The following is a 24,276-nucleotide window of genomic DNA, read 5'->3' as shown; positions in this document are numbered from 1 at the left end:
AAGAATGGGATACGCATGTCCATAGCGAGACGTGTCATCGCGCGACGCCTGCTGGGGACGGGCGCCGCGTCACTCGCCCTGTGCGCGGCCACCGTCGCCTCCGCCTCCGGCGCCTGGGCCACCGGCCCGCACGGCGGCGACGGCTGGAAGTCCGGCGGCTCCTACCAGCCCGGTACCGGCGCCGGCACGGAAACGGCCACCGACCGCTGCCAGTTCTCGCTCGACGGCACGAACTTCTACGACTCCGTCAAGGTCGACGACCAGAACCTGAAGGTCAGCGACGACGGCAAGGTCCACCTCACCGTGCGTGCTGCCGCCGACGCCACGACCTGCACCGCCTCGCTCGCGTCCTACCTCGCCCACGGCCCGACCTTCGCCACCTCCGGTGAGCAGGTCTTCGTCGACTTCGACACGGTCACGGTCAAGCCCGGCGCGACCGGCACCCTCGACATCGCCGTCCCGGACGCGGGCTGCTTCGGGCAGATCGACCTGTACCGCGGCGCGGTGAAGTTCGACGGCAAGCTCGACGCGAACGACGGCTTCGAGCACGGCGAGCTGCCCAAGGGCCCGGACCGCCCGGTCATCAAGGACAAGCTGATCGCGGCCTGGAACGGCGGCACGAAGGACTGCACGAGCGAGCCCCCGGCCACCGAGGAGCCGCCGACCACGCCGCCGGCGGAGCCGTCGGAGCCGCAGTCCGAGGAGCCCTCGACGCCGCCGGAGGAGACCACGCCGCCGGCCTCCGAGACCCCGTCGACCGAGACCCCGACCCCGGAGGCCTCCGAGTCGACGAGTCCCCCGGCCCCGAAGCCCAACGGCGGCGGCGACAACCTCGCCGAGACCGGCGGCAGCAGCGCGACCGGCCCGATCGCCATCGGCGCGGTGGTGCTCGTCGCGGGCGGCGCGGCGTTCGTGGTGGCGTCGAAGCGGCGTCGTACGGCGCGTTCCTGACCGTGGACAGCCGAAGGGCCCGGGGTGCCGACCCCGGGCCCTTCGCCTTGGCGCCGGGACGTCAGTAGCAGTTGCGGATCCGGTACACCGGTCCCCAGTCGTAGCTGGTGTTCTGCTCGTCGATCGGGACGTTCCTCAGGACGTTGCCGGACGAGCCGTAGAAAGTGGCCGTCGCGCGGCTGCCGGTCTGGAAGTTGGCGTAGCCGCCCGTGCCGTTCCAGTACGACAGCGAGTACGTGGCGCAGCGGTAGAACTTGAACACCTTGAACGTGTTCCTCGTCGGATCCCAGACGCGGGCGCACAGGTTCCCGGTCGGGCACTCGTAGCCGGGGCCCGACGTGTAGAAGAAGTCCGCGGCCGGCGACACCGTCGGCGCGTTCGCCCGGGTGCTCACGTCACCGGCGGACGACGCGGCCGGCGCGGCGCCGGCACCCGGGGCCAGACCCACGGCCAGCATGCCCGCGGCGGTGACGGCCGTACCGAGAAGGGAACGTAGACGCATGAGAGTGAACTCCCCCTGTGTGGTGTGGAGCTTGGTCGCCCTCAGGCTGTCAGCGCCCGTCCTCCCCCTGCCACACCTTGAAGCCCTGGCTTAAACGGAAGCCGGAGCTCAGGCGTCGACCGGGCGGTGCGCCGCGCCGGTGATCAGGGCGAGGCCCGTCGGGGTGATGGTGTGCAGGACGTTCCGGCCGCGGCGGACGCTCACCAGCAGACCGGCCCGGCGCAGTACCGCGGTGTGCTGGCTCACCGCCGCGCCGGAGATACCGAAGCGCAGGGCGAGTTCGCCGGTCGTACGGCCTGCGACGACGTCCTCCAGGAGGGCGGCCCGGGTCCGGCCGATGAGCGCCCCGAGGTCCGCGCCGCCGGCCGCCGTGCCGACCCGGTCCGGGCCGGGCGCCCCGGCCCAGCCCAGGGTGTGCTGGATCGGGTGGACCAGGACCGGCGTCCCTTCGTCGACGGCCAGGGTCAGGGGTCTGCGCAGACAGAAGAAGGACGGCTGCAACAGCAAACCCCTGCCACCCAGCCGCAGTTCGCGGTCGACGGGATAGTCGGCCTCCAGGACGGGCGGCCGCCAGCGCAGTACCGGCCAAAAGCCCGCCAGCAGCCCGTCGGTGCCGCCCTCCAGCACCGCCCGGGCGCGGGCGGCCCGGTCGGCGTCGATCTGGGCACGGATCCGGGGCCAGAAGGGGGCGAGCGCGGTCCGGTGATAGGCGTGCAGGGCGGCGCCCAGGCCGCGCAGCGCCTCGGGGTCGCCGTCGGCCAGGGCCCGGACGCCGGGTGGTAGCGGACGCGGCGGCCGGGCCGGGGAGGCGGCGAGCAGGGCGAGGTCGCGGCGGAGCCGGGTCCGGGTCGTGCCGAGCACGGCGTCGACCGCGGCCGGCAGGTCGAACGAGCCCCGCGGGTCGGGTGTGAGGAAGTCCGGGAAGTAGCCCCGCGGCGGCAGCAGCGCGGCGAGCAGGGCGTGCATGGAGCCCACCCGGCGCCGCACCAGCCTGCGCCACTCGTCGAAGAGCAGCGGGGCGTCCGCGCTGATCAGCGTCTGGAAGCTGGTGGCGATCTCCCAGAGGGGGTCGGGGGCGGCGGCGACGCGCACGCGCGCGAGGTCGTCGGCGGTGAAGTGCACCCGCAGCATGGGGTCTCCGATGGTGGTCGGTCATCGGGTGGTGGGGGGATGTGGGCGCGAGGCGGTGCCTCCTGCGCCCCCCGACTGTGACCGAACCGCACTTGTACGGACAAGGCGGCATCCGGTCACCCTGGGGTCTGTCGTTCGGACGCCGGGCGTGATCCCAACGACGTGCCCCGGCCCTCCCCGCCGGTATGACCGGCCGTCAGAGACCGGCCACGGTCCCCAGGTACAGCTTCACGAACCGGTCGACGTCCACGTCCAGGGCCACGTCCACCAGCGGCTTCTCGCGATGACCGGCGTGGATCTCGGACTCGCCGGGGCGCGGGCGGCGGTCGACGATGGTCTGGCCGCGGGTCGGACCGGGCGCGAGGGAGACCTCCACCGGCAGCAGGCGGGTGGTGATGCCCGCCGGGTCCACGACCGCGCAGACCGCACCGGCGTCGCCGATGCCGCCGGCCTCAGGGTCGGCGGTGACGCCGGCGGCGGGCGGGTCGTGGGACAGCAGGTCGGCGGCGAGGTCGGGGGTGGCCGGGCGGTGGGACAGCAGGTCGCCGGCGAGCCGGGCGCCGGGCTCCTCGCTCTCGCGCAGGCGCCGCACGTCCGCCCCGGGGACCACGACCCGCTGGAAGACGTCCAGGCCGTACATGGTGATCGGCACGCCGGCCGTGAGCAGGATCGCGGCCGCCTCCGGGTCGTGCCACACGTTGAACTCCGCGACCGGCGTGGCGTTCCCGGTGGCCACCGCGCCGCCCATGAAGACGATCCGCCCGATGTTCGCGGTGACCTCGGGGTGCGTGCGCAGCAGCAGGGCGATGTTGGTGAGCGGCGCCGTGGGGACCAGGGTCACCGGGCGCGGGGAGGCGAGGATCTCGCGGCGCAGCAGCGTGATCGCGTCCACGTCGGCGGGGGCGCGGGTCGGGCCGGGCAGGCCGAGGTCGCCCATGCCGTCCTCGCCGTGCACGTGCCGTGCCGAGCGCGGGGGCTCGACCAGCGGACGTCCGGCTCCCCGGGCCACGGGGACGTCGGGGGCGCCGGCCGTCTCCAGGACGGTCAGGGTGTTGCGTACGACGCCGTCCACGTCCGTGTTGCCGGCCACGCAGGTGACCGCGCGCAGGTCGAGGCCCGGATGACGGACGGCGAACAGCAGTGCCAGGGCGTCGTCGACGCCGGTGTCGCAGTCGATGATCACCGGGACCGGCTGACCCTCGTTCGTCACGACAGGCTCCTCTCACGGGCGGCGGCCCTGCGGAGCGACCTTACGTCCTGCGGGCCGCCATGGGTGTCTCGCTCACTCCCACAGCTCGGGGCCGCGCGCGGCGGCCCGGTCGGCGATCCGGTCGATCAGTTCCGCACCGGACAGGACCCCGGGCCTGCGCCCGTCCCGCAGCCGTACGGCCACGAGGCCGCCGTCGGCCGCGACCTCGCGTTCCCCGATGACCGCCTGGTACGGCACCAGCCGGGACGCCCGGACGCGGGCGCCCAGGGTGCCGTCCTCGGGGCCGGCGAGCTCGGCGCGCAGTCCCCGGTCGAGGGCCTCGCGCAGCAGTCGCTCCGCCTGCTCGGCCTGGGCGTCCGACACGGGGAGGATCACCAGCTGCACGGGGGCCAGCCACACCGGGAAGGCGCCGCCGTGCTGCTCGACGAGGTGGGCGACGACGCGTTCGACGCTGCCGATGACGCTGCGGTGGACCATCACCGGACGGTGCCTGGCGCCGTCGGGGCCGATGTAGTGCAGGTCGAAGCGTTCGGGCTGGTGGAAGTCGATCTGCACGGTGGACAGGGTCGCCTCGCGGCCGGCCGCGTCGGCGATCTGCACATCGATCTTGGGCCCGTAGAACGCGGCCTCGCCCTCGACGGCCTCGTACGGGATGCCGGAGCCGTCGAGGACCTCGCGCAGCAGCGCGGTGGCCCGGCGCCACAGCACCGGATCGGCCACGTACTTGCCGCTCCCGCCCGGCAGCGAGAGACGGTGGCGGGCGGCACGGATGCCGAGGTCGGCGTAGGCGCGGGCGATGAGCCGGAGCGCGGCGCGGGCCTCCTCGACGGCCTGGTCGAGGGTGCAGAAGATGTGGGCGTCGTTGAGGTGGATGGCCCGCACCCGGGTGAGGCCGCCGAGCACTCCGGACAGCTCCGAGCGGTACATGCCCCCCAACTCGGCCATGCGGTACGGCAGTTCACGGTAGCTGCGGGAGCGGGAACGGTAGATCAGGGCGTGGTGCGGGCACAGGCTGGGGCGCAGGACGACCTGTTCGGCGGGGTTTCCCCCGCCGCCCAGGTCCATCGGCGGGAACATGTCGTCGCTGTAGTGGGACCAGTGCCCGGAGATCTCGTACAACTCCCGTTTGCCCAGCACGGGTGAGTACACGTGCCGGTAGCCGGCCCGGCGTTCGGCCTCGCGGACGTACTCCTCCAGCACATGCCGGAGGGTGGCGCCGTCGGGCAGCCAGTAAGGGAGGCCGGCGCCCATCAGCGGGTCGGTGTCGAAGAGGCCGAGTTCGCGACCGAGGCGGCGGTGGTCGTGGACGGGGGGTCGCTGCGGGGTGGGTTCCTGCACGGTGGCTCCCTGGGTCGGGCCGGAAGCGAGCACCCACACGACGAAGCCCCGGGGCGGCTCGCCCCGGGGCTTCGGATTCGCTCAGCTGTCAGCGCGCCGGGACGGGGTCCGGCGTCGTCGTCACAGACGGCATGGCGCGCTTCATGGGGCGACCGTAACAGCGGCGGGGTGCGGGTGTCGCGGTGATTTACCCGTGCCCGCACGGCACGGCGATCGGGCCTTCGGTTCCCCTCCCCGCAGGGCTCGCGGATGCTGTCCGTCGGGGGCGACGAGGGCCACGGCGTCCACGCCTGCGGCACGGGCCCTGCGCCGACCGCACCGTCGACGCCCGCCTGAAGCGGGGGAGGGCTTCCGGCGGCCCGGCAGTTCACCCGCGAGCCGTCCGGCGCCACGGCCCGGCGCGGACCAGCCGGCCGTCCCTGCACCGCGGAGGGCACCGGGAGCGCCCGCGCCTGACACGCCTCGCCGGGAACGGCGGGGTACGGACCCGCGCGGGCGGGCCGCGTCACCCGGACGGACCGGCGCGCTGGTGGCCGCCCTTGCTTGGTGGTGCCTTGAGAACACGTACCCCGATCTTGAGCGCGCCCACGGTCCCAGCGCAGGAGGTCCTCGATGCCCCGTCCCCCGGTCCGCGCAGTCATCGCCTCGACGGTCACCGCGGGCGCCCTGCTGACCGCGTCCGCCTGCTCCGCCGTCGGGCTGGACCGGGCGGCCGATGACGTGCGCGCCCCCGCCTCCCCCGCGGGCACCACCGGCGCGCCGCGGGTGCCCGCCGCCGATCCGACGCTCACCCAGGCCCAGGCCAGGGCGGCCCTCATCGGCGAGGCCGACCTCGGGGAGCCCTGGGTGCCCACCGAGGGCTTCGCCACCTGGCGGGAAACCATGCTGAAGGCGACCGCCGAGTCCGAGGAGTGCGGCCGGCTCCTCGACAGGCTCTACGCGGAGGAGCTCTTCGGCCCCGACGCCCGAGTCCGCGCGTCGGTGGGCCTGGACGACCAGTGGGACGAGGCACAGTTGCGCTACCAGGTCGTCGCGCACCGGCCGGCGGACGTGGACCGGGCACTGGCCTGGCTCGACGGGCTGTCGAGCCGGTGCGGGCGGTTCACGGCCACCGCGCGGGGCGGGCCGATGACCGTATGGGTCAGGGGAGTCGAGCTGCCGGAGGTCGGCGACGCCCGGCAGGGCCTGCGGATCGTCCTCGGCGCCGTCTCCGAGGACGATCAGGCGCCCACCCTCACCTTCGACGTGGCCGCGGTCCGTGTGGGCGACGACGCGATCGTCGTCACCACCGGGGGCCTCGGCGAGGTGTCGGCCGACGCCACCCGGACGGCCGTCGAGGTGGGCGTCCAGCGGCTGGCGGAGGTGCGCAAGCGGGGCCGGGTGAGCGTGTGAACGCGGCGCGCGGCCAAGGCCGTGCGGCCTCTAGACGATGCGCTCCACCGCGTCCTTGGCCTCCTTCAGTCCCGCCCCGGTGATCTCCCGGTAGGCCTTGATCGCCGGGATCTTCTTGCCCTCCCGCGCGAGCGCCACGACCTCGTCCATCCTCGGGTCCTCCTCACGCAACCCCAAGTGGTCCATGATCAGGTCGAGTTTGCGCTCCACTCTGGCAACCCGCTTGTCGGCACGGCCGATCCGGCTCTCGACGCCGAGCAGCATCACGAGCGCGACGGCCACGAAAATCAGCCCCGTTGTGTCCATGACCGTCGATCCTAGGCACCGGGCCCGGGCCTCCACGCCGCGGGGCGGGCCGGACCGGCCGGACGCCGGCTAATCCGTGTCGAACCGCAACCGGTGCGCCACCACGTCCCGCGCCACGTCCAGTGCCGTCCGCCCGTGCGCGAAGGCGTGGCCGCGCAGCCGGGCCAGCGCCTCGTCCGTGCCGATGCCGAGCTGGGCCATCATCATGCCGGTGGCCTGGTAGAGCTGGTCCTGGTCGGCAGCCAGTCCGCTCAGCCACCGCTCGTCCTCCGGGTCGCCGCCCGCCTCCTCCGCGCGGGGCAGCGCCATCAGCGCCACGGTCATCATCCCGGCCATCAGCCGCGCCGTGCGCAGGTCCCGGTCGGTGAGGTCGCCGGGGGTGTCGCGGTAGAGGTCGAGGGTGCCCACGCACACCGTCTCGTTGCCGAGCGGCATCGAGTACACCGCCCGCACTCCGACGGCAGTGGCCTGCTGGGCGAAGACCGGCCAGCGCAGGACGTCCCCGCCGGCCGTCAGGTCGCGGGCGAGTACGGGCGCCCCGCTCAGCGCGGCGGACTGGCAGGGCCCGTCCCCCAGGGTGGCCTGGAGCTCGGTCACATAGGCGGCCTGCGGACTGCTCGCGCCCAGCTGGACGGGCATGCCGTCGCTGTGCAGCGACACGCTCGCGCCCGTGACGGGCAGCAGCTCCACCGCGACGTGGCACAGCCGCGCGGGGATCTCTCCGGGCCCCGCGCCCCGCACGCCCGCGCCGACCGCCCGCGCGGCGCCGGCCGCCTCCTGTCCCCGCTCACCCCGGTGATCGTTCTCGGGCTGCATGGCAGCCTCCTCGTCCCGAGCGCGGCACGGCATGCCTGATCGCAGGCCCACCGGCCCTCGACCGCTCGTCTCGAACGACGCCCGACTACCCGTGCCCTGCCCCGTGAAACCACCGGGCCGGCTCGGCGAGCCCGGCCTCTACCGCCTCTCGTACGGGTTGGCCGGCGGCTCGACCCGCCGCACCGAAGCGGCGTCCAGGACCGGGGGCCAGGCCTCGTCCGTGCCGAGCGCGCCCTTGGCCCGCCAGGTGCCGGTGACGGCGATCCAGGTGTCGGCCGGGGGCGCCTGGGCGCCCCGGACCTCGACCTTGTCGGCGGTGGCGTCGGCGGCGCAGCAGGCGATCTGGAGGCGGGTGACGTACCAGGTGCCGTCTCTGTCGCGGGTGACGAAGCCGGTGAGCCGTACCGTGCGGCCCGCCAGCGACCGTCCGCTGTCGTGGACCGCCCGCGAGCCGAACTCCGCCAGCGTCAGCTCCACGGGATTCCCGGCCGGGAGCGCGGGGAACGTCCCGACGCCCTGCGCCGCCCGTCGCGCCGCCTCGCGTTCGGCACTGTAGGAGCCGAGGGCGGGGGGCGGGAACAGCAGGAGGGCGAGGGCGGGGAGGGCGAGGAGCCAGGCGATACGCGGGCTGTGACCGTGATCGTGCCCGTGGCGGTCCCCCTGCCCTGGCCGGTGCTCGTGCTCGTGCTCGTGGCCACCGTCCTGCTCGTGGCCACCGTCCGGGATGTACCCGGGGCCCGCGTGCCGTTCACGCAGGCGTACGACCGCCGCCACCGCCGCCAGCGCGACCAGCACCAGGCCGGACAGCACCAGATACGGCCGCAGCGACTGCTGGACGTAGCGCAGGTACAGCTCGCCGAACAGGGAGATCCGCAGGATCGCCGCGCCCGTCAGGAGCAGCAGGACGGCCGGGCCGTAGCGCCTCACAGCAGCCACCACCCCACGAGCACGCTGCTCACCACGGCCACCACCCAGGTCACCGACGAGAACCGCAGCGCGAAGGAACGCCCGAACGTCCCCGCCTGCAGGGCCATCAGCTTCAGGTCCACCATCGGCCCGACGACCATGAAGGCCAGCCGCGCGGTCGGGGAGAACCCGCTCAGCGAAGCGGCGACGAACGCGTCCGCCTCGCTGCACACGCACAGCACGACCGCCAGCAGCGCCAGCAGCAGCACCGACAGCCAGGGCGAACCGGTGAAGAGGTCCAGGACCGAGCGCGGCACCACGATGTCGAAGGTCGCCGCGGCCGCCGCGCCGACGACGAGGAAGCCGCCCGCGTGCAGGAAGTCGTGCTGGAGACCGGCGGTGAAGGCGCGCAGGCCGGATGCGGCAGGGTCGGTGTGCCGTGCGGGTGGCCGCAGCCACTCATCGCGGCCGAACCGGACCCAGAGCCAGCCCATCACCACGGCCGTGGCCAGCGAGGCGACCAGTCGGCCGAGGACCATCTCCGGCTGCCCGGGGAAGGCGACGGACGTGGCCACCAGGACGACCGGGTTGATGGCGGGTGCGGACAGCAGGAAGGCGAGAGCGGCGGCCGGGGCCACGCCGCGCCGCATCAGGCTCCCGGCCACCGGTACCGACGCGCACTCGCAGCCCGGCAGGACGACGCCGGCCGCCCCGGCGACGGGCACGGCGAGCGCCTGGTTGCGGGGCAGCAGCCGGCTGAAGACCTTCGCCGGGACTAAGGCCCCGATCGCCGCCGACACGACGGTGCCGAGCAGCAGGAAGGGCACGCCCTGCACGGCGATCGCGGTGAAGACGGTCCACCAGGCGGCGACGGGCGGGGTGTACAGGTCGAGCGCGAGCGCGGGGCCGAGGACCGAGGCGACGGTGGCGATGACGAGGAGCGCGGCACCGCCGAGCACCGCGTACACCAGCGCGCGTACGGCCATGCGCAGGCCGTCGGCCACCGTTCGTTGGTTCTCCACGCGCCCGCCCCATCGTTCCCACAGCTCCCGCGCAGGCTAACCCGGCCGGGGCCGGGCACCATCCCGGGGGCTTACAGCGGAGGCTGTGCGGGCGCGGGGCCGAGGGTCGTGGTGCCGGGGGCCGTGCGGTGGCCGAGGCCCGTGCGGTACGCGTCCAGGGCCGCCTCCACCCTGCCGGTGCGGCGCAGCAGGTCGCCCAGGAGCCGGCACAGGTCGGCCAGGTCGCCTGCCGCGCCCGCGCGTTCCAGCAGGCTCAGCGCGCGTACGTAGTGCTCTTCGGCGGCCTCGGTGTCACGGGCGTCCTCGGCGATGATGCCGAGGAGGCGGTGGGCGGCGGCGGAGTGCAGGGCGCCGCGCTCGGGGCTGAGGTCGCTGAGCACCTCGTGCAGAAGGGCGGCTGCCTCGTCGGAGCTGCCGCGCCGGTGCAGCACGTCGGCGAGTTCGACGGCGACCTGGCTGGTGTAGAGGGCGGCCCGCTGGGCGGTGAGCATGGTCCGGGCCTCGCGCAGTTCGGCCTCGGCGCGCTCCAGCTCGCCGTTCTGGGCGTAGACGTAGCCGCGCATCCAGTGGCAGTTGGCCAGCTCGGTGCGGATCTGGAGCTGCCGGTACAGTTCGGCGGCCTTGGCGAGGGAGGCGTCGGCCTCGGCGATCCGTCCTTCGGCGAGGAGGGTGCGGGCGACGGAGCGGTGCATCCTGGCGACCAGGGCCGGGTCGCCGGCCTGCGGGGCGAGGGCGAGGGCGTACTCGGCGGCCTGGGCGGCGCGGGCGTGGGCGCCCATGTCCATGTAGGGGCCGATGACCGCGGCGTAGAGCAGGAGCAGGGCGTCGGGGTCGTGCAGTCCGCCGCGGTTCAGTTCGTCGAGGGTGGACTCCAGCAGATAGACGGCGTAGCGGAGTTCACCGGCCAGGTAGTGCGAGACGGCGCGGCCGCGCAGGGCCGGCACCCGGGCGGGCAGGGGGGCGTCCGCGAGGGCCCGCTCGGCCAGTTCGAAGTACCGGCGGGCCTCGGTCAGTTCGCCCGTGTCGATACCGCACTCGCCGAGTCCGAGCAGCGCGACGGCCTCCGCCTCGACGAGTTGGTGCTCGCGCGCCTCGGCGAGCAGGGCCGTGTACTGCTCCGCCGCCGCCTCGGCCTCTCCGACGGCCAGCGTGCGCTGTGCCTCGGTGAGCCGGAGGCGCAGATCGGTGGCGAGACGGGCCGGACGTCCGGTCGCGAGCTCGTCGAAGCCGACGCCGAGCCGCTCGGCGAGATGCCTGAGCGCGTCGTCGGAGGGCCGCACCCGACCGGCCTCCAGCGTGGAGACGTACGCGGGCGTGTAGGCGGGCTCTGCCAACTGGCGCTGGGTGAGGCCCCGTTCGGCGCGGAGCTGCTGCACCCGGCGCCCGATGACCTCCGGGTCGTCACGCTCGGCCATGGCCCCAACTCCCCCTGTGACCCTTGCCGTTCGGCTGGGACGACCCCTAGGTTAAACCGTGTATTAAACGTGCTTAATACATTGCCGCTGAGAGGTCGCCGTGCTCGAACGCACCAGCACCACCGAGCGTTACACCCGAGGTGTCGCCGCCGCCGTGGTCGCCGTGGTGACGCTGGTCCTGGCGGCCAACGCGGGGCCGGCGCGAGCGACGGAGGCACGGCCGGCGGAGGCACGGCCGGCGGAGGGACGGCCGGCGTGGCAGACAGCAGCCACCACGAACCCGGCCGCCCCCGCCGACCGCTAGAACCTGTCGCACAGGAGCCGAAGGCCCCTCCTCGCCCCGGTCAGAGCTGGAACTCCGCCGGTGAGAGGCCCAGTGCCGCGCAGGCCTCCCTGAGGACCGCCTGCTCCGCCTGGGAGACGTAGCCGTCGGCCCCCGCGATGACGATGCCGGTCTGGATGACCGCCCGGGCCTCGGTGGGCTTCTTCGCGGCCTTGGCGATCTCCTGCATCGCCTCGGCCTTCCCCTGCGGGAAGTTGCGCATGAGCAGGTCCACATGCTTATGGAAACGCTGGCGCAGCTGGTCCGGAGGGAAGTTCTGCAACACGTCGTTGCTGAGGATCATCGACTCCATCTGCTGCTGCTCGGCCGGGTCCACATGCCCGTCCGCCGCCGCGACCAGGGCACACATCGCCATGCTGGCGTCCCGGTACGCCCCGCTCTTCAGCTCGGTCTTGAGGGAGCCGAGCTGCGTCTTGAGCAGACCCACCAGCTGGGCGCGTGAAGCGCCCCGAGAGCCGCCGGACCCGGAGCCGCCGTGCCCGGCATGCCCACCGTGCCCTCCGTGCCCACCACTCGCTCCGTGGCCACCCTGGACCTGCTGCTGCAGATTCTTCGCCTGGTCCTTGAGCCGGTCGAACAACGCCATTGACGTCACCTCGGTATTCGTCGGGGTCATCCTGATCAACGCCCACCGCACGGCAGAAGTTCCACCCGGGTACCCGAGGCCGTCCACCACAAGGACGGCAGGCACCCGTCCGGCCCTGGTTCCCCACGACACCCTGCGGAGCCGCCGGCCGGCAGCGCCCTCAACGCCCGGCGCCGACCTGCAACTGACGCAGCCGCTCGTGCACGTTCTCCAGGGCGCCCCGCCGACGCCCCGGCACCCGGCCGCGCAACTCCGCCAGGAAGGAGCCCAGCTCCCGCGCGAGCGAGGCGTCGTGGATCAGCCCCCACTGATGATGGGCCCGGTCCACGGCGGCCTCCACGGCGGGCGTGTCGGGGGTCTGCCCTGCGGAGAGCCGGGCCGAGGCGACGGTCAGCCAACTCCGGCAGCTGCGCACCGGGTCCCCCGCCAGCATCGCCAGATCCGCCCGCACCTCGATCCAGTGCAGCGCCTCCTCGGAGGCATGCCCGTGAGCCCGCAGGGCGACCTGCTCATGATGCGCCGCCAACGCGTCGGCCTCCCCGTGCCGCCCCGCCTCCACAGCGGCGCTGATGGCGGCGTGCGGGTCACCGGACCCGGGGCCGGCCGCCGACGGTGCGGGGGCGGGAGGCCGGGTGGGGACCGGGGGGATGCGGTGCGGTGCGCCCGGCACGGCAGCGGGCGCGGAATCCGCCCCTGCACCCGCCTCGCCACGCCCCGGATCCAGCGCGGGAAGCCGGGTGGTCCGCGGCTCGGCCTCCCCCGGCGAACCGGGGCCCTGAGCCGGACCCGGCACGAGGGCCGGCGCTGTGTCCATGGGGCCCTGGGCGGCACGCCCCGGATCCGGCACGGCACTCGTCGTAGACGGCAGGGCACCCGGCACAGACGGCAGGGCACCCGGCACAGACGGCAGGGCACCCGACGCAGGCGGCGGCACAGCACCCGACACAGACGGCACAGCACCCGGCGCAGGCGGCACAGCACCCGACGCAGACGGCGGCACAGCACCCGACACCGGAACCGGAGCCGGAACCGGAACCGGAACCGGAACCGGCATCATGCTCGGCGCCGGTTCCCGGAGGGAGCCCTCCGGGAGCGGCGGGCTCTGCGGAAGGAGTTGCGGAAGCCCCGGTACAGCCCTCTCCGGGTGGTTCTGCCGGGGACTCGGGCTCGGCACCACGTGGCGCGGGCCCGTGCCCGGCGGCACTTCCGGCGGCAGCGGTGCCCCCTGCGGCCCGCCCTGCTCGAACCCCCCGCCCGGCGGCGCCTCCTGCTGCGGCCCCGTCGCGAGCGGTGCGCTCTGCGGAGCGACCCGCTCGAAGCCCGGTGCCTGTGGCAGGGGCTGCGGGGGGAGTTGGGGGGCGCTCTGGGCGGTCAGGACGATGTCGGTGCCCACACCCGCCTCGGGGGCGATACGGGACAGTGCCTCTTGGTGCAGCTGGTCCAGCGGTGGGCGGTGGCCGCTGCGCAGGAGGGTCGCCACGGCCTTCATGTACACGGGTCCCGCCACCGTACGGCGATGCGGTGGCGGTGCGACACGGCCGTACACCACGTTGTTGCGGCCGGAGTCGAGGGGGTTGGCGCGCAGCCACTCCCAGGTCTCGGCGTCGGCGTGCAGGTCGAGGAGGAGGGACGTCGAGCCCGGGGCGCGCAGGCGCAGTTCCTCACGGATCCAGTGCCAGGGGAAGCCGGTGTAGCGGACGGTCGACGGCGTCGTCCGCGCCAGCGCGAGGTGGGGGAGGTGCTGGCGGCGGTCGAGTTGCAGCTGGCCGGTGACGAAGACGGTCAGCGGTCCCGGTGCCGCCGCCGCGGCGCGCAGCCGGGTGAGGACGGCCTGCGGTTCCAGGGGGTCGGCCAGCTCCACCACGTTGGCGGTGTCCGCGCCGGACAGCACCGCGGGCGGCACGGCGGCCAGGACGGGGAGCACGGAAGCGGCGTCCACCAGACAGCCCTTGCCCGCCGGTGCGGCGGCCAGCAGCAGAACGGTTCCGGGCATCGGTCCCTCCCCATCCCCCGTCGATCACGTACGGCAGCACCGTAACCGGTGCGGCTGCAAAGCGGGATCTCAAGACTGTTTACGTCCGATTCCGTCCCCATTCCCCGCACCGGCCCCCGTGCCGTCCCCCATGCCGTCTCCCGTGCCACTCCCCGCACCGGCCCCGACCCGGACGGCGAACACGGTCGTGTCGTCGTCCAGATGACCGGCGCAGTGCCGCAGCGTGCTCTCCCGGACGAAGGCGACCAGCCGCCGGGGCTGTGCGAGGCCCGGATCGGCGGCGACGGCGGCGGCCACCTCGTCGGCGAGCGGGTAGAAGGCGCCGCCGCCGTCCCGGGCCTCGGTGACGCCGTCCGTGGTCAGCAGCAGCGTGTCGTCGGGGGCGAGGGGCACGTGCAGCACCGGCGGCGGGCCGTCGGCGGGGGCGAGCCCGCCGTAGCCGAGGGGCAGGCCGCGGCCGGGCGGCAGCGGCCGTACGCCCCCGGCGCGGACGACGAGCGGGGTCTCGTGACCGAGGACGACGGCGTCCAGCCCGCCCGACCGCTCCTCGGGGAAGCCCAGCAGGACGGCGGTGGCGAACCGGTCCTCCTCCGCGCCGCCGAGGGCCGTGCGCATCCGGATGTGGCGCTGCATCCGCACCTCCAGGCGCAGGGCGACCGTCGCCAGGTCGGCCTCGTGGTAGGCGGCCTCCCGGAACGTGCCGAGCAGCGCGGCGGCCGCCTCCACGGCGCCGAGTCCCTTGCCCTGCACGTCGCCGAGGATGACGCGCGTGCCGTGCAGGCCGATCTGGATGTCGTAGAAGTCGCCGCCGACCCTGGCCTCGCTGTCGGCGGCGAGGTAGACGGCCGCGTGGTCCAGGCCGCCCCAGCCCGGCGGCAGAGGGCGCAGCACGGTACGGCGGATGGTTTCCGCGACGTCCTGCATGTGCAGCATGCGCTGCTCGCCGCGCACCCGGACCACGCAGGCCAGCGTGGCGAGGACGCCACCGATGCCGGCGAGGACGAGGTCGGGGAGGCCGGCCTGGTACTCGTGCGGCAGGGCAGCGTCCGCGGCGACGTACGTGGCGGGCGCGAGCACGGCGAACACAGCCGTGCCCCACACCCCGCAGATCGCGGCGGCGATACCGGGCACCAGCACGATCCAGGACAGGATCCGGAAGTCGCTGCTGGTGTGGAAGTCGACCAGCACGATGCCGACGAGCAGCAGCAGCGGCGGCACCCAGGCGACGCTGCGGCCGCGCACGCGCAGCAGCTGCGGTCGGTGCCCGCCGCCCAGCGAGTCGGCTCCACCGTCGCTGACGGCCCTCATGAGCCTCAGCGAAACACGGCGCCCGGCATGCCGCATCCGGGTACGCGAGGCCGTACGACTTGCCCGGCGGCGGGCGCAGGTGTGCCCTGGATGCGGGGGCGAGGAGAGAGAGGAGTGCTCTCATGGCTCATGCGGCACCCGTGCCCGGCGGACGGTCCGGTCCGGCCACGACGACGACCGGTAGGGCCGCCACGGTCGGCACCGGCCGCCCGCCCGACGTCTTCAGCGCACGCACCCACCGTGTCGCGAACGTCGTCGTGGCGATCGTCCTCGGCCTCGTGTACGGCTACTGGTGCGCGGCGAACCGCCGTTTCGGCGGGGAGATCACCGGCTGGAACCTGCTCTTCGGCTTCGTCACCGCGTTCGTGTTCGCGGCGCTCTACCTCGTGGTGCATTCGCTGGCACCCCACATGAGGCGCGAGTTGCACGCGCTGATGTGGGCCGCGTTCGCGGGCAGCGCGGCCGGCTTCCTGTACAGCCAGAGCACCGAGAGCGTCCTCGGCCCCGTGTTTCTGGGGATCCTGATCGCCGCGGCCGGCTTCGCCGTGCTGTTCTACCGCTACTACACCCACGAGGACGCCCAGGGCCGCCGGATCGGCTGAGGGCGCGCGGTTCGGCCCCGGCTGCTCGCCGGGGCCGGACCGTTTCCCCTTCATCCACCCACGCGGTCGCTCGCCTCACTCCCGTGCACTCGGCGGGGCCTTTGCGCCCTCCTGATCCATGAGACACCCGTTCGGGTGAACTCTCCACCGGAGAGCGGATGTGTGCGGCCGTATGCAGTCACACCGCTGGCGCCCCCGGCCCGCGGCTCTTTGCCTGGGAAGGTGCCCACCCGTCTGCGGAACGCCCTGTCGGCAGTGCTGATCGCGCTGTCGTGCCTCCTCGTGCCGTTCGGCGCGCCCGCGGCCTGGGTGGCGTACGGGCTGGCGGACACCGGGCGGTACGTCACCGCGATGGCGCCGCTCGCCGCGGATCCGGCCGTGCAGGGCGCGGTGGCGGACACCGTCGGGGACGGGATCGTGCAGGAGGTCGCGCCCCGGCTCGACCAGGAGTTCCACGTCCGCGACGAGCGCGGCGCCGTGCGGCCCTTCGTGCGCGACGCGGTGCGCTCCTTCACCCGTACCGACGCCTTCCGCACGGCGTGGGAGGCGGGCAACGCAGCGGTCCACGACGCCGTGCTGAGCGCCCTTCAGGACGGGCGGGTGCGCGCGGTCACCGTCGACCTGGCCCCGGTCACCGCCCAGGTCAAACGCCGGCTCACCGAGGACAACGTGCCGCTCGCCCATCGCATCCCGGTCGAGCACACCGAGGTCGCGGTGCTCCCGGCGCACGAGCTGGACCGGCTGAGAAAGGGCTACGACGTGCTGGAATTCGCCGGTTTCTGGTTGCCCGTCTCGGCCGCCGTCCTCGCCGCCGCCGGCATCGCGGTCGCCGCGTGCCGCAGGCGGGCGATCACGGCGACCGCGCTGGGCACGGCCCTCGGCGGCGCCTTCCTGCTGCTCGCGGTGGCCGTCGCCCGCCGGCTCACGCTGGCCGACCTGCCCGAGGCGGCCCACCGCCCGGCCGCCGGCGCGGTCTACGACGCCCTGACCGAGACCCTGCGCACGGTGTCCTGGCTGCTGATCGCCACCGGCCTGACGGTCGCCCTCGTCTGCCGGCTCACGGAGCTGTTCGTGCGACGCCGGCGAGCGTCCGCAGCGCCCACCGCAGATCCGGCTCAGGAGCCGACCCGAGCCCGAGCCTGACGGCATCGGGAGTGCGGCCGGGGTCGACGGCGAAGGCGGGACCCGGCGTCACCGCGATGCCGTGCGCGGCCGCGGCGGCCGTGAAAGGGTCCGCGCGCCACGGCGCGGGCAGCTCCCACCAGGCGAAAGGGGCGCGCGGATCGGACCGTACGGCGAATCCGTCCAGTTCCTCGCCGAGGACGCGCTGCCGGTGGGCCGCGTCGGCCCGCTTGGCGGCCACCAGCCGCCGCACCGTCCCGTCCCCGATCCACCGTACGGCCGCTTCAAGCGCGAACCGCCCGGCGCTCCAGCCACCGGACCGCACGGCGGCCGCGACCGCCTCGACACGTGCCTCGGGCACGACGGCGAAGCCGACCGTGAGGCCGGGGGCGACGCGCTTGGAGAGGCCGTCCACGACGTGGGTGAGGTGGGGCGCGTGGACGGCGAAGGGGTCGTCGTCGGTGAGGAAGGACCAGATGCGGTCCTCGACGACGGGGATGTCCAGGTCGGCCGCGAGCCGGGCGAGCCCGCGCCGGCGCTCGGGGCCGGTGGCCAGCGACGTCGGGTTGTGCAGGGTCGGCTGGAGGTACAGCGCGGACAGGGGGGCGGTGCGGTGGGCGGCGGCGACGGACTCCGGGAGCGGGCCCTGTCCGTCCGTGGCCAACGGCACCAGGGTGATGCCGAGTCGGGCGGCGATCTCCTTGACCACGGGGTACGTCAGCGCCTCGGCGCCGACCCGGCCGCCCGGCCGGACCAGGGCGGCGAGGGTGGCGGCGACGGCCTGGCGGGCGTTGCCGGTGAAGAGCAGCCGGTCGGGGGCGGGGTGCCAGCCGGGCGTGGTGAGGAGGGCGGCGGCCGCCTCACGGGCCTCGGGTGTGCCGGTGGCGGGGGCCGGGCGGAGGCTCTCGGCCAGGACGTCGGGGCGCAGCAGCGGTGCGAGCGAGCGGGCGATCAGCTCCGACTGGCCCGGGGCGCAGGGGTAGTTGAGTTCCAGGTTGATCGGCGCGGCGGTCGCCGCCTCGACGAGGGATCGCCCGGTCCCCGCCGCAGCGGCCCGTACGAAGGTGCCGCGGCCGACCTCGCCGACGACGAGCCCTCTGCGTACGAGTTCGGCGTACACCCGCCCCGCGGTCGACGCGGCGATCCCGCGCCGCCGTGCGAACGCCCGCTGCGGCGGCAGCCGTTCACCGGGCTTGAGCCGTCCGGAGGTGATCTCGTCGGCCATCCGGTCGGCGAGCCGCCGATAGTCCTCCACGAGCCGCCTCCCGCACAGGCCGTTCCGATTGCACCGAGGGCAAAGATCTTATTGCACCGAGGAGTTGGGGCGATCTAGGGTCGATCACATGAGCCCCTTCCTCGCATACGAGGACAAAGGCGCCGACACCTCCTCGGTTCCCCTCGTTCTCGTCCACGGCCATCCCTTCGACCACACGATGTGGGCCCCGCAGATCGAGGCGTTCTCCGGTGCCCGCCGGGTCGTCGCCCCCGATCTGCGCGGCTACGGCGCCTCCCCGGTCGTCCCCGGTGTCACCCCCCTCTCCGTCTTCGCCGGGGACATCGAGGCGCTCCTGGACGACCTGGAGGTGGAGACCTGCGTCCTGGCGGGCCTGTCGATGGGCGGCCAGATCGTCATGGAGTGCTACGGCCGCTTCCCCCACCGGGTACGGGGCCTCGTCCTCGCGGACACCTTCGCGGCGCCGGAGACGGCGCAGGGCAAGCGGGACCGGGGCGCCATGGCGGACCGGCTGCTGCGCGAAGGGATGCGCGGATACGCCGAAGAGGTGCTGGAGAAGATGGTCGCGCCGTACGCGGACCCCGAGGTCAAGGCCCACGTGCACCGCATGATGACGGCCACCTCCCCCGAAGGCGCCGCGGCGGCCCTGCGCGGACGCGCCGAACGCCCCGACTACCGCACCCTGCTGACCCGGGTCGGGGTCCCCGCCCTGGTCGTCGTGGGCGAGGACGACGCGTTCACGCCCGTCCCGGACGCGGAGTCGATGCACGCGGCGCTCCCCGACTCGACCCTGCGGGTGATCGAGGGCGCGGCGCACATGCCGAACCTGGAGCGGCCGGAGGAGTTCAACGAGGCGCTGGGGGCTTTCCTGGCGCGGGTCGACGGCTGACCCGACGTCCCCCTGCGCACGCCGCGCCCTCGGACCCGGCCCGAGCCCGTTCGCCGTCACCGGTGAGAGAGGATGCGGGCATCCCATCCGCGAGTGGAAGGCCCGGACTTGGAGACTGCGGCTGCCCAGTGGACCGCCTCCCCCGACGGCAGGCCCCGACGACGGGCCGGGCGGTGGCTCGCCGCCCTCCTCCTGGTCGGCGTGAGCGTCGTGATGGGGTGCCGGGTCGCCGACACCGACGGCGTCACCCCGGTCCCGCAACTCCTCGCCTTCCTCCCCTGGCTGCTCGTCCCCACCGGGTGCGCGCTGCTGCTCTCCCTGCTCGGACGCTGGTGGACCGGCCTGTTCTGGGGCGTGGTCGTGCTCGGGCTGCTGGCCTGGTTCATCGAGCCGTACGGGACGAGCGATCAGCCGGGCGGCCGCCCGCTCGCCTCGTTCCGGGTGCTGACCTCGAACGTCGAGTTCGGGCAGGCGACCGACGCGCTCGTGGCCGCGGTACGCCGCGAGCGGCCGGACCTCGTGTTCGTCCAGGAGTGCGAGTACACCTGCGACGCCGCGCTCGGGCAGGCCCTCGGTGCCGCGTACCCGCACCGCGTGGCCCGGGTCGCCGCCGGTTCGGCCGGGTCGGTCGTCCTCAGCCGCTTCCCGCTGGAGCCCGCCGAGGGGGTCGACGGCGCCATGGCCATGCCCGGCGCGACCGCTGACGTGGAGGGTCACGCCGTACGGCTCCAGCTCGCCCACCCGATGCCGCCGCTGCCCGGCCGGATCGACCGGTGGCGCCGGGAACTCGACGGGCTGCGGGACTTCGCCGCCGAGGCCGGCCGCGCGCCCCTGATCCTCGCCGGGGACTTCAACGCCTCGCAGGACCACGCGGCCTTCCGCCGTCTCCTCGACACCGGTCTGCGCGACGCCGCCCGGCTCACCGGCCACGACCGCACGCCCACCTGGCCGGCCCGCACGGCACCGACGCTCGGGGCGCAGATCGACCACGTGCTCCTGTCCGCCGACTTCTCCGCCGCCACCACGCGCTTCCTCGACCTGCCCGACACGGACCACCGCGCGCTCCTCACCGACGTCACGCTGCACGCCCGCCGGTGAGCGCACACGTCGGCGCGGCCGCCCTGTGCAGGAGGGCGACCGCGCCGGGTGTGGGGGGTGGGTCCCGGTGGAACTAGTGCGCGGACTTGTGCAGGGCCTTGTCCATGGCCTTGTCCATGGCCGCCGCGAGGCCGTTGGCCCACAGCTGCTCGACACGGGCGCGCTCGCGCGCGTCCGGGTTGGCGTTCGTGCAGGACGGGCCGGGACCGCCGCCCGACATCAGCTCGCTGCACGGGCCCTCGTAGTGGTCGGGCAGCCCGAGCACATGGCCCGTCTCGTGGGTGGTGACGCGGGTGGAGTCGTACTGCTGGTTCTGCCGGTAGTCCAGGAAGATGTAGCCGTTGCCACGCCCGTCGGTCGAGGCGTAGGAGCCGCGCGCGTCGTTGCCCTCGCGGTAGGTGAAGTCGGCGTTCGACCCCTCCTGGAGCCGGACGTTGGACACCGCGCTGTTCCATATCTGGGTGCTGCGGGCTATCTGCGTCCGGAACGTCGGCGCCGCGGAGGCGTCGTAGACGACGGTGACGGCCTTGATGCGCGGGTTCGCCGCACGCTTCTCGGCGACGGACCCCACGACGGCCTGGAAGAACGCCCGGCTCGCCTCGGCATCCGCCGACTCGGCGGTGTACCCGGCGTGCCCGGGAGCGGCGGCGGCGGGAACCACGGTGCCCAGCCCGGCCGTTGTGAGAGTGAGGGTGAGGACGACCGCCGCGCGGACGGACGGGGACGTACGCATACGCATTGAAGACTCCTGAGTGGGGGGTGAGTCGTTCAACACGTGAGTTTCGGCCCCTGTGCGCCCGCTGTGATGATGGCAACCGGTGATAGCACCGCCCTATCGCGGGCCCAATTCACCGCTGTCCGTGGCGGTTTGTGCGGCTGGTGAAACCCTCGATTCCGCTTTAGTCTCCGAGGGCATGGACCTTGAGGTCAGGCACCTCCGCGCGCTGTGCGCCATAGCCGACACCGGCAGTCTGCACCGCGCCGCCCGCCACCTGGGGGTCGCCCAGCCCTCGCTGAGCACGCAACTGCGCAGGATCGAGCAGGAGCTCGGCGGCGCGCTGTTCCTGCGCACCCGGGCCGGCTGCCACCCCACCCCGCTGGGCCGTCTGGTCCTCAGCCGCGCCCGGCCGCTGGTGGCCGACATGCGCGCCCTCGTCGCCGAGGCGCGGGCCGCCGCGGCGGGCGGCCCCGGGCTGCGCGTCGGCTCGACGGCCAGCAGGGCCCTGGCGGGCTGGCTGCGCAGGCTGCGCGGCCACGGCCAGGACCCGACCCTCCACATGAACGTCTCACCCAACGCCCTGCTGCGCATGGTCGCCGACGGCCAGCTGGACGTCGCCTTCGTGCACGAGGTGGAGGGCTGCCCGCTGCGCATCCCGCCGGAGCTGCGCCTTCGGGTGCTGATGGAACGCGAACCGCAGTTCGTGTCCCTGCCGGCCGACCACCCGGCGGCGGCCAAGCCCGAGGTCGACCTGCGTGACCTGGCCGGCGACCGCTGGATGGTCGACCCCACGGTGGACGGCGAGTGGGACGCCGTGCAGCGGATGTTCCGCGCGGCCGGCGTCAGCCCCCATGTCCTGCACGGCGACTACCACACGGCCGGCGCCCTGGTCGCCACCGGTGAGGTGGTCACCGTCTGCCAGCCGACCCACGCCTCCAGCGCCGAGATGGCCGTACGGCGACTGCGCGGCGACCCGCTCGGGGTACGCCTGCTCCTCGCGGCCCGTACGGAGACGGACCTGGACGGCGTCTATCCCGCGCTGGCGGAGGCGTACGGGGAGGTGGCCCGGCGGTCCCCTGCGTACCGGGAGTGGCTGGAAGACGACGGTGAGCGGCAGCCGCCGGTCCCAGCCCTCCCGTGAGGGGGCCGGTCGCCGTCAGACGCCGATGTCGCAGCCGTCCTTGCGCCAGACCGCCACGACGGCCGGACGGTTGAGCTTCCCGGCTCCGTCGGGCCAGGCGCTCAGCGGCTTCTCGGCCGTCGCGCCGTCGATCTCGCCCGGGTGCTGCACGGCGACCAGCACCCGGCGGTCCTGGATGACCGGGCCACAGGTCTCCGCGCCCTTCGGCATGGTCAGGAACTGCTTGAGCTCACCGCGCCGGTCCCCGCGGGTGGCGACACCGAAGAGGCCGTCGTGGAAGCCGAGGGCGTTGCCGTCGGTGGAGATCCACAGGTTGCCGTACGCGTCGAAGGCGACGTTGTCCGGGCAGGAGATCGGGGAGACGTGCTCCTTCGGGAACCCGGCGAAGTAGGTGGCCGGGTCGTTCGGGTCACCCGCCACGAGGAAGAGCTTCCAGGCGAACTTCTTGCTGTCGGCCCGGTTCCAGCGCTCGGTCAGCTCCAGGACCTGGCCGTGCTTGTTGCTGTTGCGCGGGTTGGCCTCGTCGGCGGCGGCGAAGCCGGTCTTGCCGCGGTTGGAGTTGTTGGTGAGGGCGACGTACACCTTGCCGGTGTGCGGGTTGGGCTCGATGTCCTCGGGCCGGTCCATCTTCGTGGCGCCCACCTTGTCACCGGCGAGACGCGTGAAGACGAAGACCTCCTCGGCCGTCATCCCCTCGACGTGCGAGACGGCGCCCTTCGCCGTCGCCGTGGCCAGCGGGATCCACTCACCGCTGCCGTCGAACTCGCCGTCGGACGGAAGCTTGCCGGTGCCGTCGATCTCGATGGCGGGGGAGTCACCGGTGAGCTTGGCGACGTACAGCGTCCCCTCGTCGAGCAGCGACAGGTTGTGCTCGCGCACGGCCCGGCTCGACCCCTTCCGCATCCGCTTGCTGCCGACGAACTTGTAGAAGTAGTCGAAGCGCTCGTCGTCACCGGAGTACACGACCGGCCGGCCGTCGTCCGTCAGCCGCACGGTCGCGCCCTCGTGCTTGAAGCGGCCGAGCGCGGTGTGCTTGCGCGGCTTGGAGTCCGGGTCGTAGGGGTCGAGCTCGACGACGTACCCGAAGCGGTGCGGCTCGTTCGGCTCCTGGGCCACGTCGAACCGCTTGTCGAACCTCTCCCACTTGCGCTCGCTCGCCCCCGTCCCGAGCCCGTACCGCTTGTCCGTCGCCCGGGTGGCGTTCGCGAAGTACTGGTTGAAGTTCTCCTCGCCGTGCAGCGTGGTGCCCCACGGGGTGACGCCGCCGGAGCAGTTGTTGAGGGTGCCGAGGGCCCTGGTGCCGGTCGGGTCGGCGGAGGTCTTCAGCAGCTCGGAGCCGGCGGCCGGGCCGGTGACCTTGAACTCGGTCGTGGCGGTCACCCGGCGGTTGAGCGGATGACGGGGCACGGGCGTGAGCTTCCCGCTGCGGCGGTCGCCCTCGACGACGACGGCGGACAGGCCGTGAGCGGCCCAGGCGACCTCGACCTGCTGCCGGGTCGGGTTGGCGGCGTCGTACCCGCGGAACATGAGCACCTCGTCGGTGTACTCGTGGTTCGCGACGAGGATCTGCCGGTTGCGCTCGCCCGGCAGCGGGAGCAGGGCGAGGAAGTCGTTGTTGTACCCGAACTGCTTGGACTGCGCCTCGGCCGTCTGGTTGTCCGGGTCGAAGGCGGGCGCGCCGCGCAGGATGGGCTCGCCCCAGCGGATGACGATGTTCTGGGCGTAACCGTCCGGAATCGTCACGGTATCGGCGGTGTTGGGTGCGACGGGCGTGAAGCGCAGCCCGCGGGCCCCCTGCGCGTGACGCCCCTTCTCCGCCTCCCCGGCGGCGGCGCCCCCGGCGGCCTTCGCCTCCGGCGCGGCGACGGTGGCGGAGGCGCCCACGGCGGCGGCAGCGGTGACGACGGCGGCGGCGCGCAGCGTCGTACGGCGGCTGACGGCGTCGGCGATGACGTCGCCTACGTACGGGTTCGTGGTGGTATTGGGCACCTCGTGGAAGCAGGCGTCACCACACCGGAACCGGCAGGTCAGGGCGGCCCGGCCGCCGTGGTGCGAGTCATTGTTCGTGCTGATGATCGGCAACGGAATGCGCATGGTGTGTCTTTCTCCCTGCTTCCCCATGAAGTGCAGCGTGAGGGACGCTAGGGGCACGTTTGTGCGGTAGCGGAGCGGCCGCATGAACGGCAGGTGAACCAGATGTGGCCGTACGGGAGTTGGGGCCGCGGCCGAGTCCTCACCCGTGTTCGGCGCGAT

23 protein-coding genes are annotated in these 24,276 nt (G+C 73.9%); 8 read left to right on the top strand and 15 right to left on the bottom strand.

Translation table 11 applies throughout. The features are described from left to right. The first annotated feature begins 15 nt into the window (after positions 1 to 15). Positions 16 to 951, top strand: a complete 936-nt coding sequence (locus tag ACFYNL_RS17715; protein WP_388803744.1) for an LAETG motif-containing sortase-dependent surface protein — start codon at positions 16 to 18, stop codon at positions 949 to 951. Positions 952 to 1,012: 61 nt separating this feature from the next. On the opposite strand, the gene ACFYNL_RS17710 is transcribed toward ACFYNL_RS17715, so the two are convergent. The 4 genes from ACFYNL_RS17710 to thrS all read right to left on the bottom strand — a co-directional run bounded on the left by ACFYNL_RS17710 (position 1,013) and on the right by thrS (position 5,132). Then, positions 1,013 to 1,453 carry a hypothetical protein gene (locus tag ACFYNL_RS17710; protein WP_388803742.1) on the bottom strand — a complete coding sequence of 147 codons (441 nt, stop codon included), beginning with the start codon at positions 1,451 to 1,453 and terminating at the stop codon, positions 1,013 to 1,015. A 108-nt stretch (positions 1,454 to 1,561) separates the two neighbouring features. Then, the gene (locus tag ACFYNL_RS17705; RefSeq protein WP_388803739.1) at positions 1,562 to 2,584 is read right to left on the bottom strand and encodes an ArsR/SmtB family transcription factor; all 1,023 of its coding nucleotides are present in this window, start codon (positions 2,582 to 2,584) and stop codon (positions 1,562 to 1,564) included. Positions 2,585 to 2,780: 196 nt separating this feature from the next. Next, positions 2,781 to 3,794 carry a nucleoside hydrolase gene (locus ACFYNL_RS17700; RefSeq protein WP_388803736.1) on the bottom strand — a complete coding sequence of 338 codons (1,014 nt, stop codon included), beginning with the start codon at positions 3,792 to 3,794 and terminating at the stop codon, positions 2,781 to 2,783. Between the two features lie 72 nt (positions 3,795 to 3,866). Next, entirely contained in the window at positions 3,867 to 5,132 is a 1,266-nt protein-coding gene (gene thrS / locus ACFYNL_RS17695; RefSeq protein WP_388803733.1) for a threonine--tRNA ligase, read from the bottom strand. Positions 5,133 to 5,744: 612 nt separating this feature from the next. Here thrS and ACFYNL_RS17690 point away from each other — a divergent pair. Then, positions 5,745 to 6,524, top strand: a complete 780-nt coding sequence (locus tag ACFYNL_RS17690) for a hypothetical protein (RefSeq protein ID WP_388803730.1) — start codon at positions 5,745 to 5,747, stop codon at positions 6,522 to 6,524. A gap of 30 nt (positions 6,525 to 6,554) precedes the next feature. Here ACFYNL_RS17690 and ACFYNL_RS17685 read toward each other — a convergent pair whose 3' ends face one another. The 5 genes from ACFYNL_RS17685 to ACFYNL_RS17665 all read right to left on the bottom strand — a co-directional run bounded on the left by ACFYNL_RS17685 (position 6,555) and on the right by ACFYNL_RS17665 (position 10,989). Further along, the gene (locus tag ACFYNL_RS17685) at positions 6,555 to 6,830 is read right to left on the bottom strand and encodes a ribosomal protein L7/L12 (RefSeq protein ID WP_388803727.1); all 276 of its coding nucleotides are present in this window, start codon (positions 6,828 to 6,830) and stop codon (positions 6,555 to 6,557) included. Between the two features lie 69 nt (positions 6,831 to 6,899). Then, positions 6,900 to 7,646 (bottom strand): GAF and ANTAR domain-containing protein, encoded by a 747-nt coding sequence (locus ACFYNL_RS17680; protein ID WP_388803724.1) that lies wholly within the window; start codon positions 7,644 to 7,646, stop codon positions 6,900 to 6,902. 138 nt (positions 7,647 to 7,784) lie between these two features. Continuing rightward, a complete protein-coding gene (locus ACFYNL_RS17675) occupies positions 7,785 to 8,573 on the bottom strand; it encodes a TIGR03943 family putative permease subunit (protein WP_388804583.1) in 789 nt (262 codons plus the stop codon). Continuing rightward, positions 8,570 to 9,538: a permease gene (locus ACFYNL_RS17670; protein WP_388804580.1), complete on the bottom strand. Its 969-nt coding sequence runs from the start codon at positions 9,536 to 9,538 to the stop codon at positions 8,570 to 8,572. The genes ACFYNL_RS17675 and ACFYNL_RS17670 overlap by 4 nt, the downstream gene beginning before the upstream one ends. A gap of 107 nt (positions 9,539 to 9,645) precedes the next feature. Beyond that, on the bottom strand, positions 9,646 to 10,989 hold the full coding sequence (locus tag ACFYNL_RS17665) for a tetratricopeptide repeat protein (protein WP_388803721.1): 1,344 nt from the start codon (positions 10,987 to 10,989) through the stop codon (positions 9,646 to 9,648). 100 nt (positions 10,990 to 11,089) lie between these two features. On the opposite strand from ACFYNL_RS17665, the gene ACFYNL_RS17660 reads away from it, so the two are divergent. Then, positions 11,090 to 11,293, top strand: coding sequence for a hypothetical protein (locus ACFYNL_RS17660; RefSeq protein ID WP_388803718.1), 204 nt, complete (start codon positions 11,090 to 11,092; stop codon positions 11,291 to 11,293). Between the two features lie 40 nt (positions 11,294 to 11,333). Here ACFYNL_RS17660 and ACFYNL_RS17655 read toward each other — a convergent pair whose 3' ends face one another. From ACFYNL_RS17655 to ACFYNL_RS17645, 3 genes are all read right to left on the bottom strand, one after another. Next, positions 11,334 to 11,918, bottom strand: a complete 585-nt coding sequence (locus tag ACFYNL_RS17655) for a tellurite resistance TerB family protein (RefSeq protein WP_388803715.1) — start codon at positions 11,916 to 11,918, stop codon at positions 11,334 to 11,336. 160 nt (positions 11,919 to 12,078) lie between these two features. Next, on the bottom strand, positions 12,079 to 13,911 hold the full coding sequence (locus tag ACFYNL_RS17650) for a hypothetical protein (protein ID WP_388803712.1): 1,833 nt from the start codon (positions 13,909 to 13,911) through the stop codon (positions 12,079 to 12,081). Between the two features lie 69 nt (positions 13,912 to 13,980). After that, positions 13,981 to 15,219: a PP2C family protein-serine/threonine phosphatase gene (locus ACFYNL_RS17645; protein WP_388803709.1), complete on the bottom strand. Its 1,239-nt coding sequence runs from the start codon at positions 15,217 to 15,219 to the stop codon at positions 13,981 to 13,983. Positions 15,220 to 15,341: 122 nt separating this feature from the next. On the opposite strand from ACFYNL_RS17645, the gene ACFYNL_RS17640 reads away from it, so the two are divergent. Both ACFYNL_RS17640 and ACFYNL_RS17635 read left to right on the top strand, forming a co-directional pair. Next, a complete protein-coding gene (locus ACFYNL_RS17640; protein ID WP_388803706.1) occupies positions 15,342 to 15,821 on the top strand; it encodes a hypothetical protein in 480 nt (159 codons plus the stop codon). A 222-nt stretch (positions 15,822 to 16,043) separates the two neighbouring features. Next, a complete protein-coding gene (locus ACFYNL_RS17635; RefSeq protein ID WP_388803703.1) occupies positions 16,044 to 16,964 on the top strand; it encodes a hypothetical protein in 921 nt (306 codons plus the stop codon). On the opposite strand, the gene ACFYNL_RS17630 is transcribed toward ACFYNL_RS17635, so the two are convergent. Then, positions 16,879 to 18,198 carry a PLP-dependent aminotransferase family protein gene (locus ACFYNL_RS17630; RefSeq protein ID WP_388803700.1) on the bottom strand — a complete coding sequence of 440 codons (1,320 nt, stop codon included), beginning with the start codon at positions 18,196 to 18,198 and terminating at the stop codon, positions 16,879 to 16,881. The two genes, ACFYNL_RS17635 and ACFYNL_RS17630, sit on opposite strands and share 86 nt — an antisense overlap. 88 nt (positions 18,199 to 18,286) lie before the next feature. Between ACFYNL_RS17630 and ACFYNL_RS17625 the strand changes: the two genes are divergently transcribed. Both ACFYNL_RS17625 and ACFYNL_RS17620 read left to right on the top strand, forming a co-directional pair. Continuing rightward, complete coding sequence (locus ACFYNL_RS17625) at positions 18,287 to 19,066, top strand: alpha/beta fold hydrolase (protein ID WP_388803697.1); 780 nt, start codon at positions 18,287 to 18,289, stop codon at positions 19,064 to 19,066. A gap of 108 nt (positions 19,067 to 19,174) precedes the next feature. Then, positions 19,175 to 20,164, top strand: a complete 990-nt coding sequence (locus tag ACFYNL_RS17620) for an endonuclease/exonuclease/phosphatase family protein (RefSeq protein WP_388803694.1) — start codon at positions 19,175 to 19,177, stop codon at positions 20,162 to 20,164. A gap of 73 nt (positions 20,165 to 20,237) precedes the next feature. Here ACFYNL_RS17620 and snpA read toward each other — a convergent pair whose 3' ends face one another. Continuing rightward, positions 20,238 to 20,903: a snapalysin gene (gene snpA / locus ACFYNL_RS17615; RefSeq protein WP_388803691.1), complete on the bottom strand. Its 666-nt coding sequence runs from the start codon at positions 20,901 to 20,903 to the stop codon at positions 20,238 to 20,240. A 175-nt stretch (positions 20,904 to 21,078) separates the two neighbouring features. Here snpA and ACFYNL_RS17610 point away from each other — a divergent pair, with 175 nt between their 5' ends. Further along, positions 21,079 to 22,023, top strand: coding sequence for a LysR substrate-binding domain-containing protein (locus ACFYNL_RS17610; protein ID WP_388803688.1), 945 nt, complete (start codon positions 21,079 to 21,081; stop codon positions 22,021 to 22,023). A 15-nt stretch (positions 22,024 to 22,038) separates the two neighbouring features. Here the strand turns inward: ACFYNL_RS17610 and ACFYNL_RS17605 are convergent, their stop codons facing one another. After that, positions 22,039 to 24,117: a PhoX family protein gene (locus ACFYNL_RS17605; protein ID WP_388803685.1), complete on the bottom strand. Its 2,079-nt coding sequence runs from the start codon at positions 24,115 to 24,117 to the stop codon at positions 22,039 to 22,041. Between the last annotated feature and the right edge of the window lie 159 nt (positions 24,118 to 24,276).

It is taken from the genome of Streptomyces sp. NPDC007808, assembly GCF_042868655.1.
In the GTDB taxonomy this organism is placed as follows: domain Bacteria; phylum Actinomycetota; class Actinomycetes; order Streptomycetales; family Streptomycetaceae; genus Streptomyces.
The sequence above is the reverse complement of the archived record's forward strand: the minus strand, read 5'-3'. Positions and strand labels throughout refer to the sequence as shown.

Bases quoted from the DNA above. Each gene is read 5' to 3' on its own strand.
- snpA (WP_388803691.1), bottom strand. From the start codon at position 20,903: ATGCGTATGCGTACGTCCCCGTCCGTCCGCGCGGCGGTCGTCCTCACC.
- ACFYNL_RS17625 (WP_388803697.1), top strand. From the start codon at position 18,287: ATGAGCCCCTTCCTCGCATACGAGGACAAAGGCGCCGACACCTCCTCG.
- ACFYNL_RS17640 (WP_388803706.1), top strand. From the start codon at position 15,342: ATGGCTCATGCGGCACCCGTGCCCGGCGGACGGTCCGGTCCGGCCACG.
- ACFYNL_RS17665 (WP_388803721.1), bottom strand. From the start codon at position 10,989: ATGGCCGAGCGTGACGACCCGGAGGTCATCGGGCGCCGGGTGCAGCAG.
- ACFYNL_RS17650 (WP_388803712.1), bottom strand. From the start codon at position 13,911: ATGCCCGGAACCGTTCTGCTGCTGGCCGCCGCACCGGCGGGCAAGGGC.
- ACFYNL_RS17670 (WP_388804580.1), bottom strand. From the start codon at position 9,538: ATGGCCGTACGCGCGCTGGTGTACGCGGTGCTCGGCGGTGCCGCGCTC.
- ACFYNL_RS17690 (WP_388803730.1), top strand. From the start codon at position 5,745: ATGCCCCGTCCCCCGGTCCGCGCAGTCATCGCCTCGACGGTCACCGCG.
- ACFYNL_RS17645 (WP_388803709.1), bottom strand. From the start codon at position 15,219: ATGAGGGCCGTCAGCGACGGTGGAGCCGACTCGCTGGGCGGCGGGCAC.
- ACFYNL_RS17610 (WP_388803688.1), top strand. From the start codon at position 21,079: ATGGACCTTGAGGTCAGGCACCTCCGCGCGCTGTGCGCCATAGCCGAC.
- ACFYNL_RS17605 (WP_388803685.1), bottom strand. From the start codon at position 24,117: ATGCGCATTCCGTTGCCGATCATCAGCACGAACAATGACTCGCACCAC.
- ACFYNL_RS17705 (WP_388803739.1), bottom strand. From the start codon at position 2,584: ATGCTGCGGGTGCACTTCACCGCCGACGACCTCGCGCGCGTGCGCGTC.
- ACFYNL_RS17655 (WP_388803715.1), bottom strand. From the start codon at position 11,918: ATGGCGTTGTTCGACCGGCTCAAGGACCAGGCGAAGAATCTGCAGCAG.
- ACFYNL_RS17680 (WP_388803724.1), bottom strand. From the start codon at position 7,646: ATGCAGCCCGAGAACGATCACCGGGGTGAGCGGGGACAGGAGGCGGCC.
- ACFYNL_RS17710 (WP_388803742.1), bottom strand. From the start codon at position 1,453: ATGCGTCTACGTTCCCTTCTCGGTACGGCCGTCACCGCCGCGGGCATG.
- ACFYNL_RS17685 (WP_388803727.1), bottom strand. From the start codon at position 6,830: ATGGACACAACGGGGCTGATTTTCGTGGCCGTCGCGCTCGTGATGCTG.
- ACFYNL_RS17715 (WP_388803744.1), top strand. From the start codon at position 16: ATGTCCATAGCGAGACGTGTCATCGCGCGACGCCTGCTGGGGACGGGC.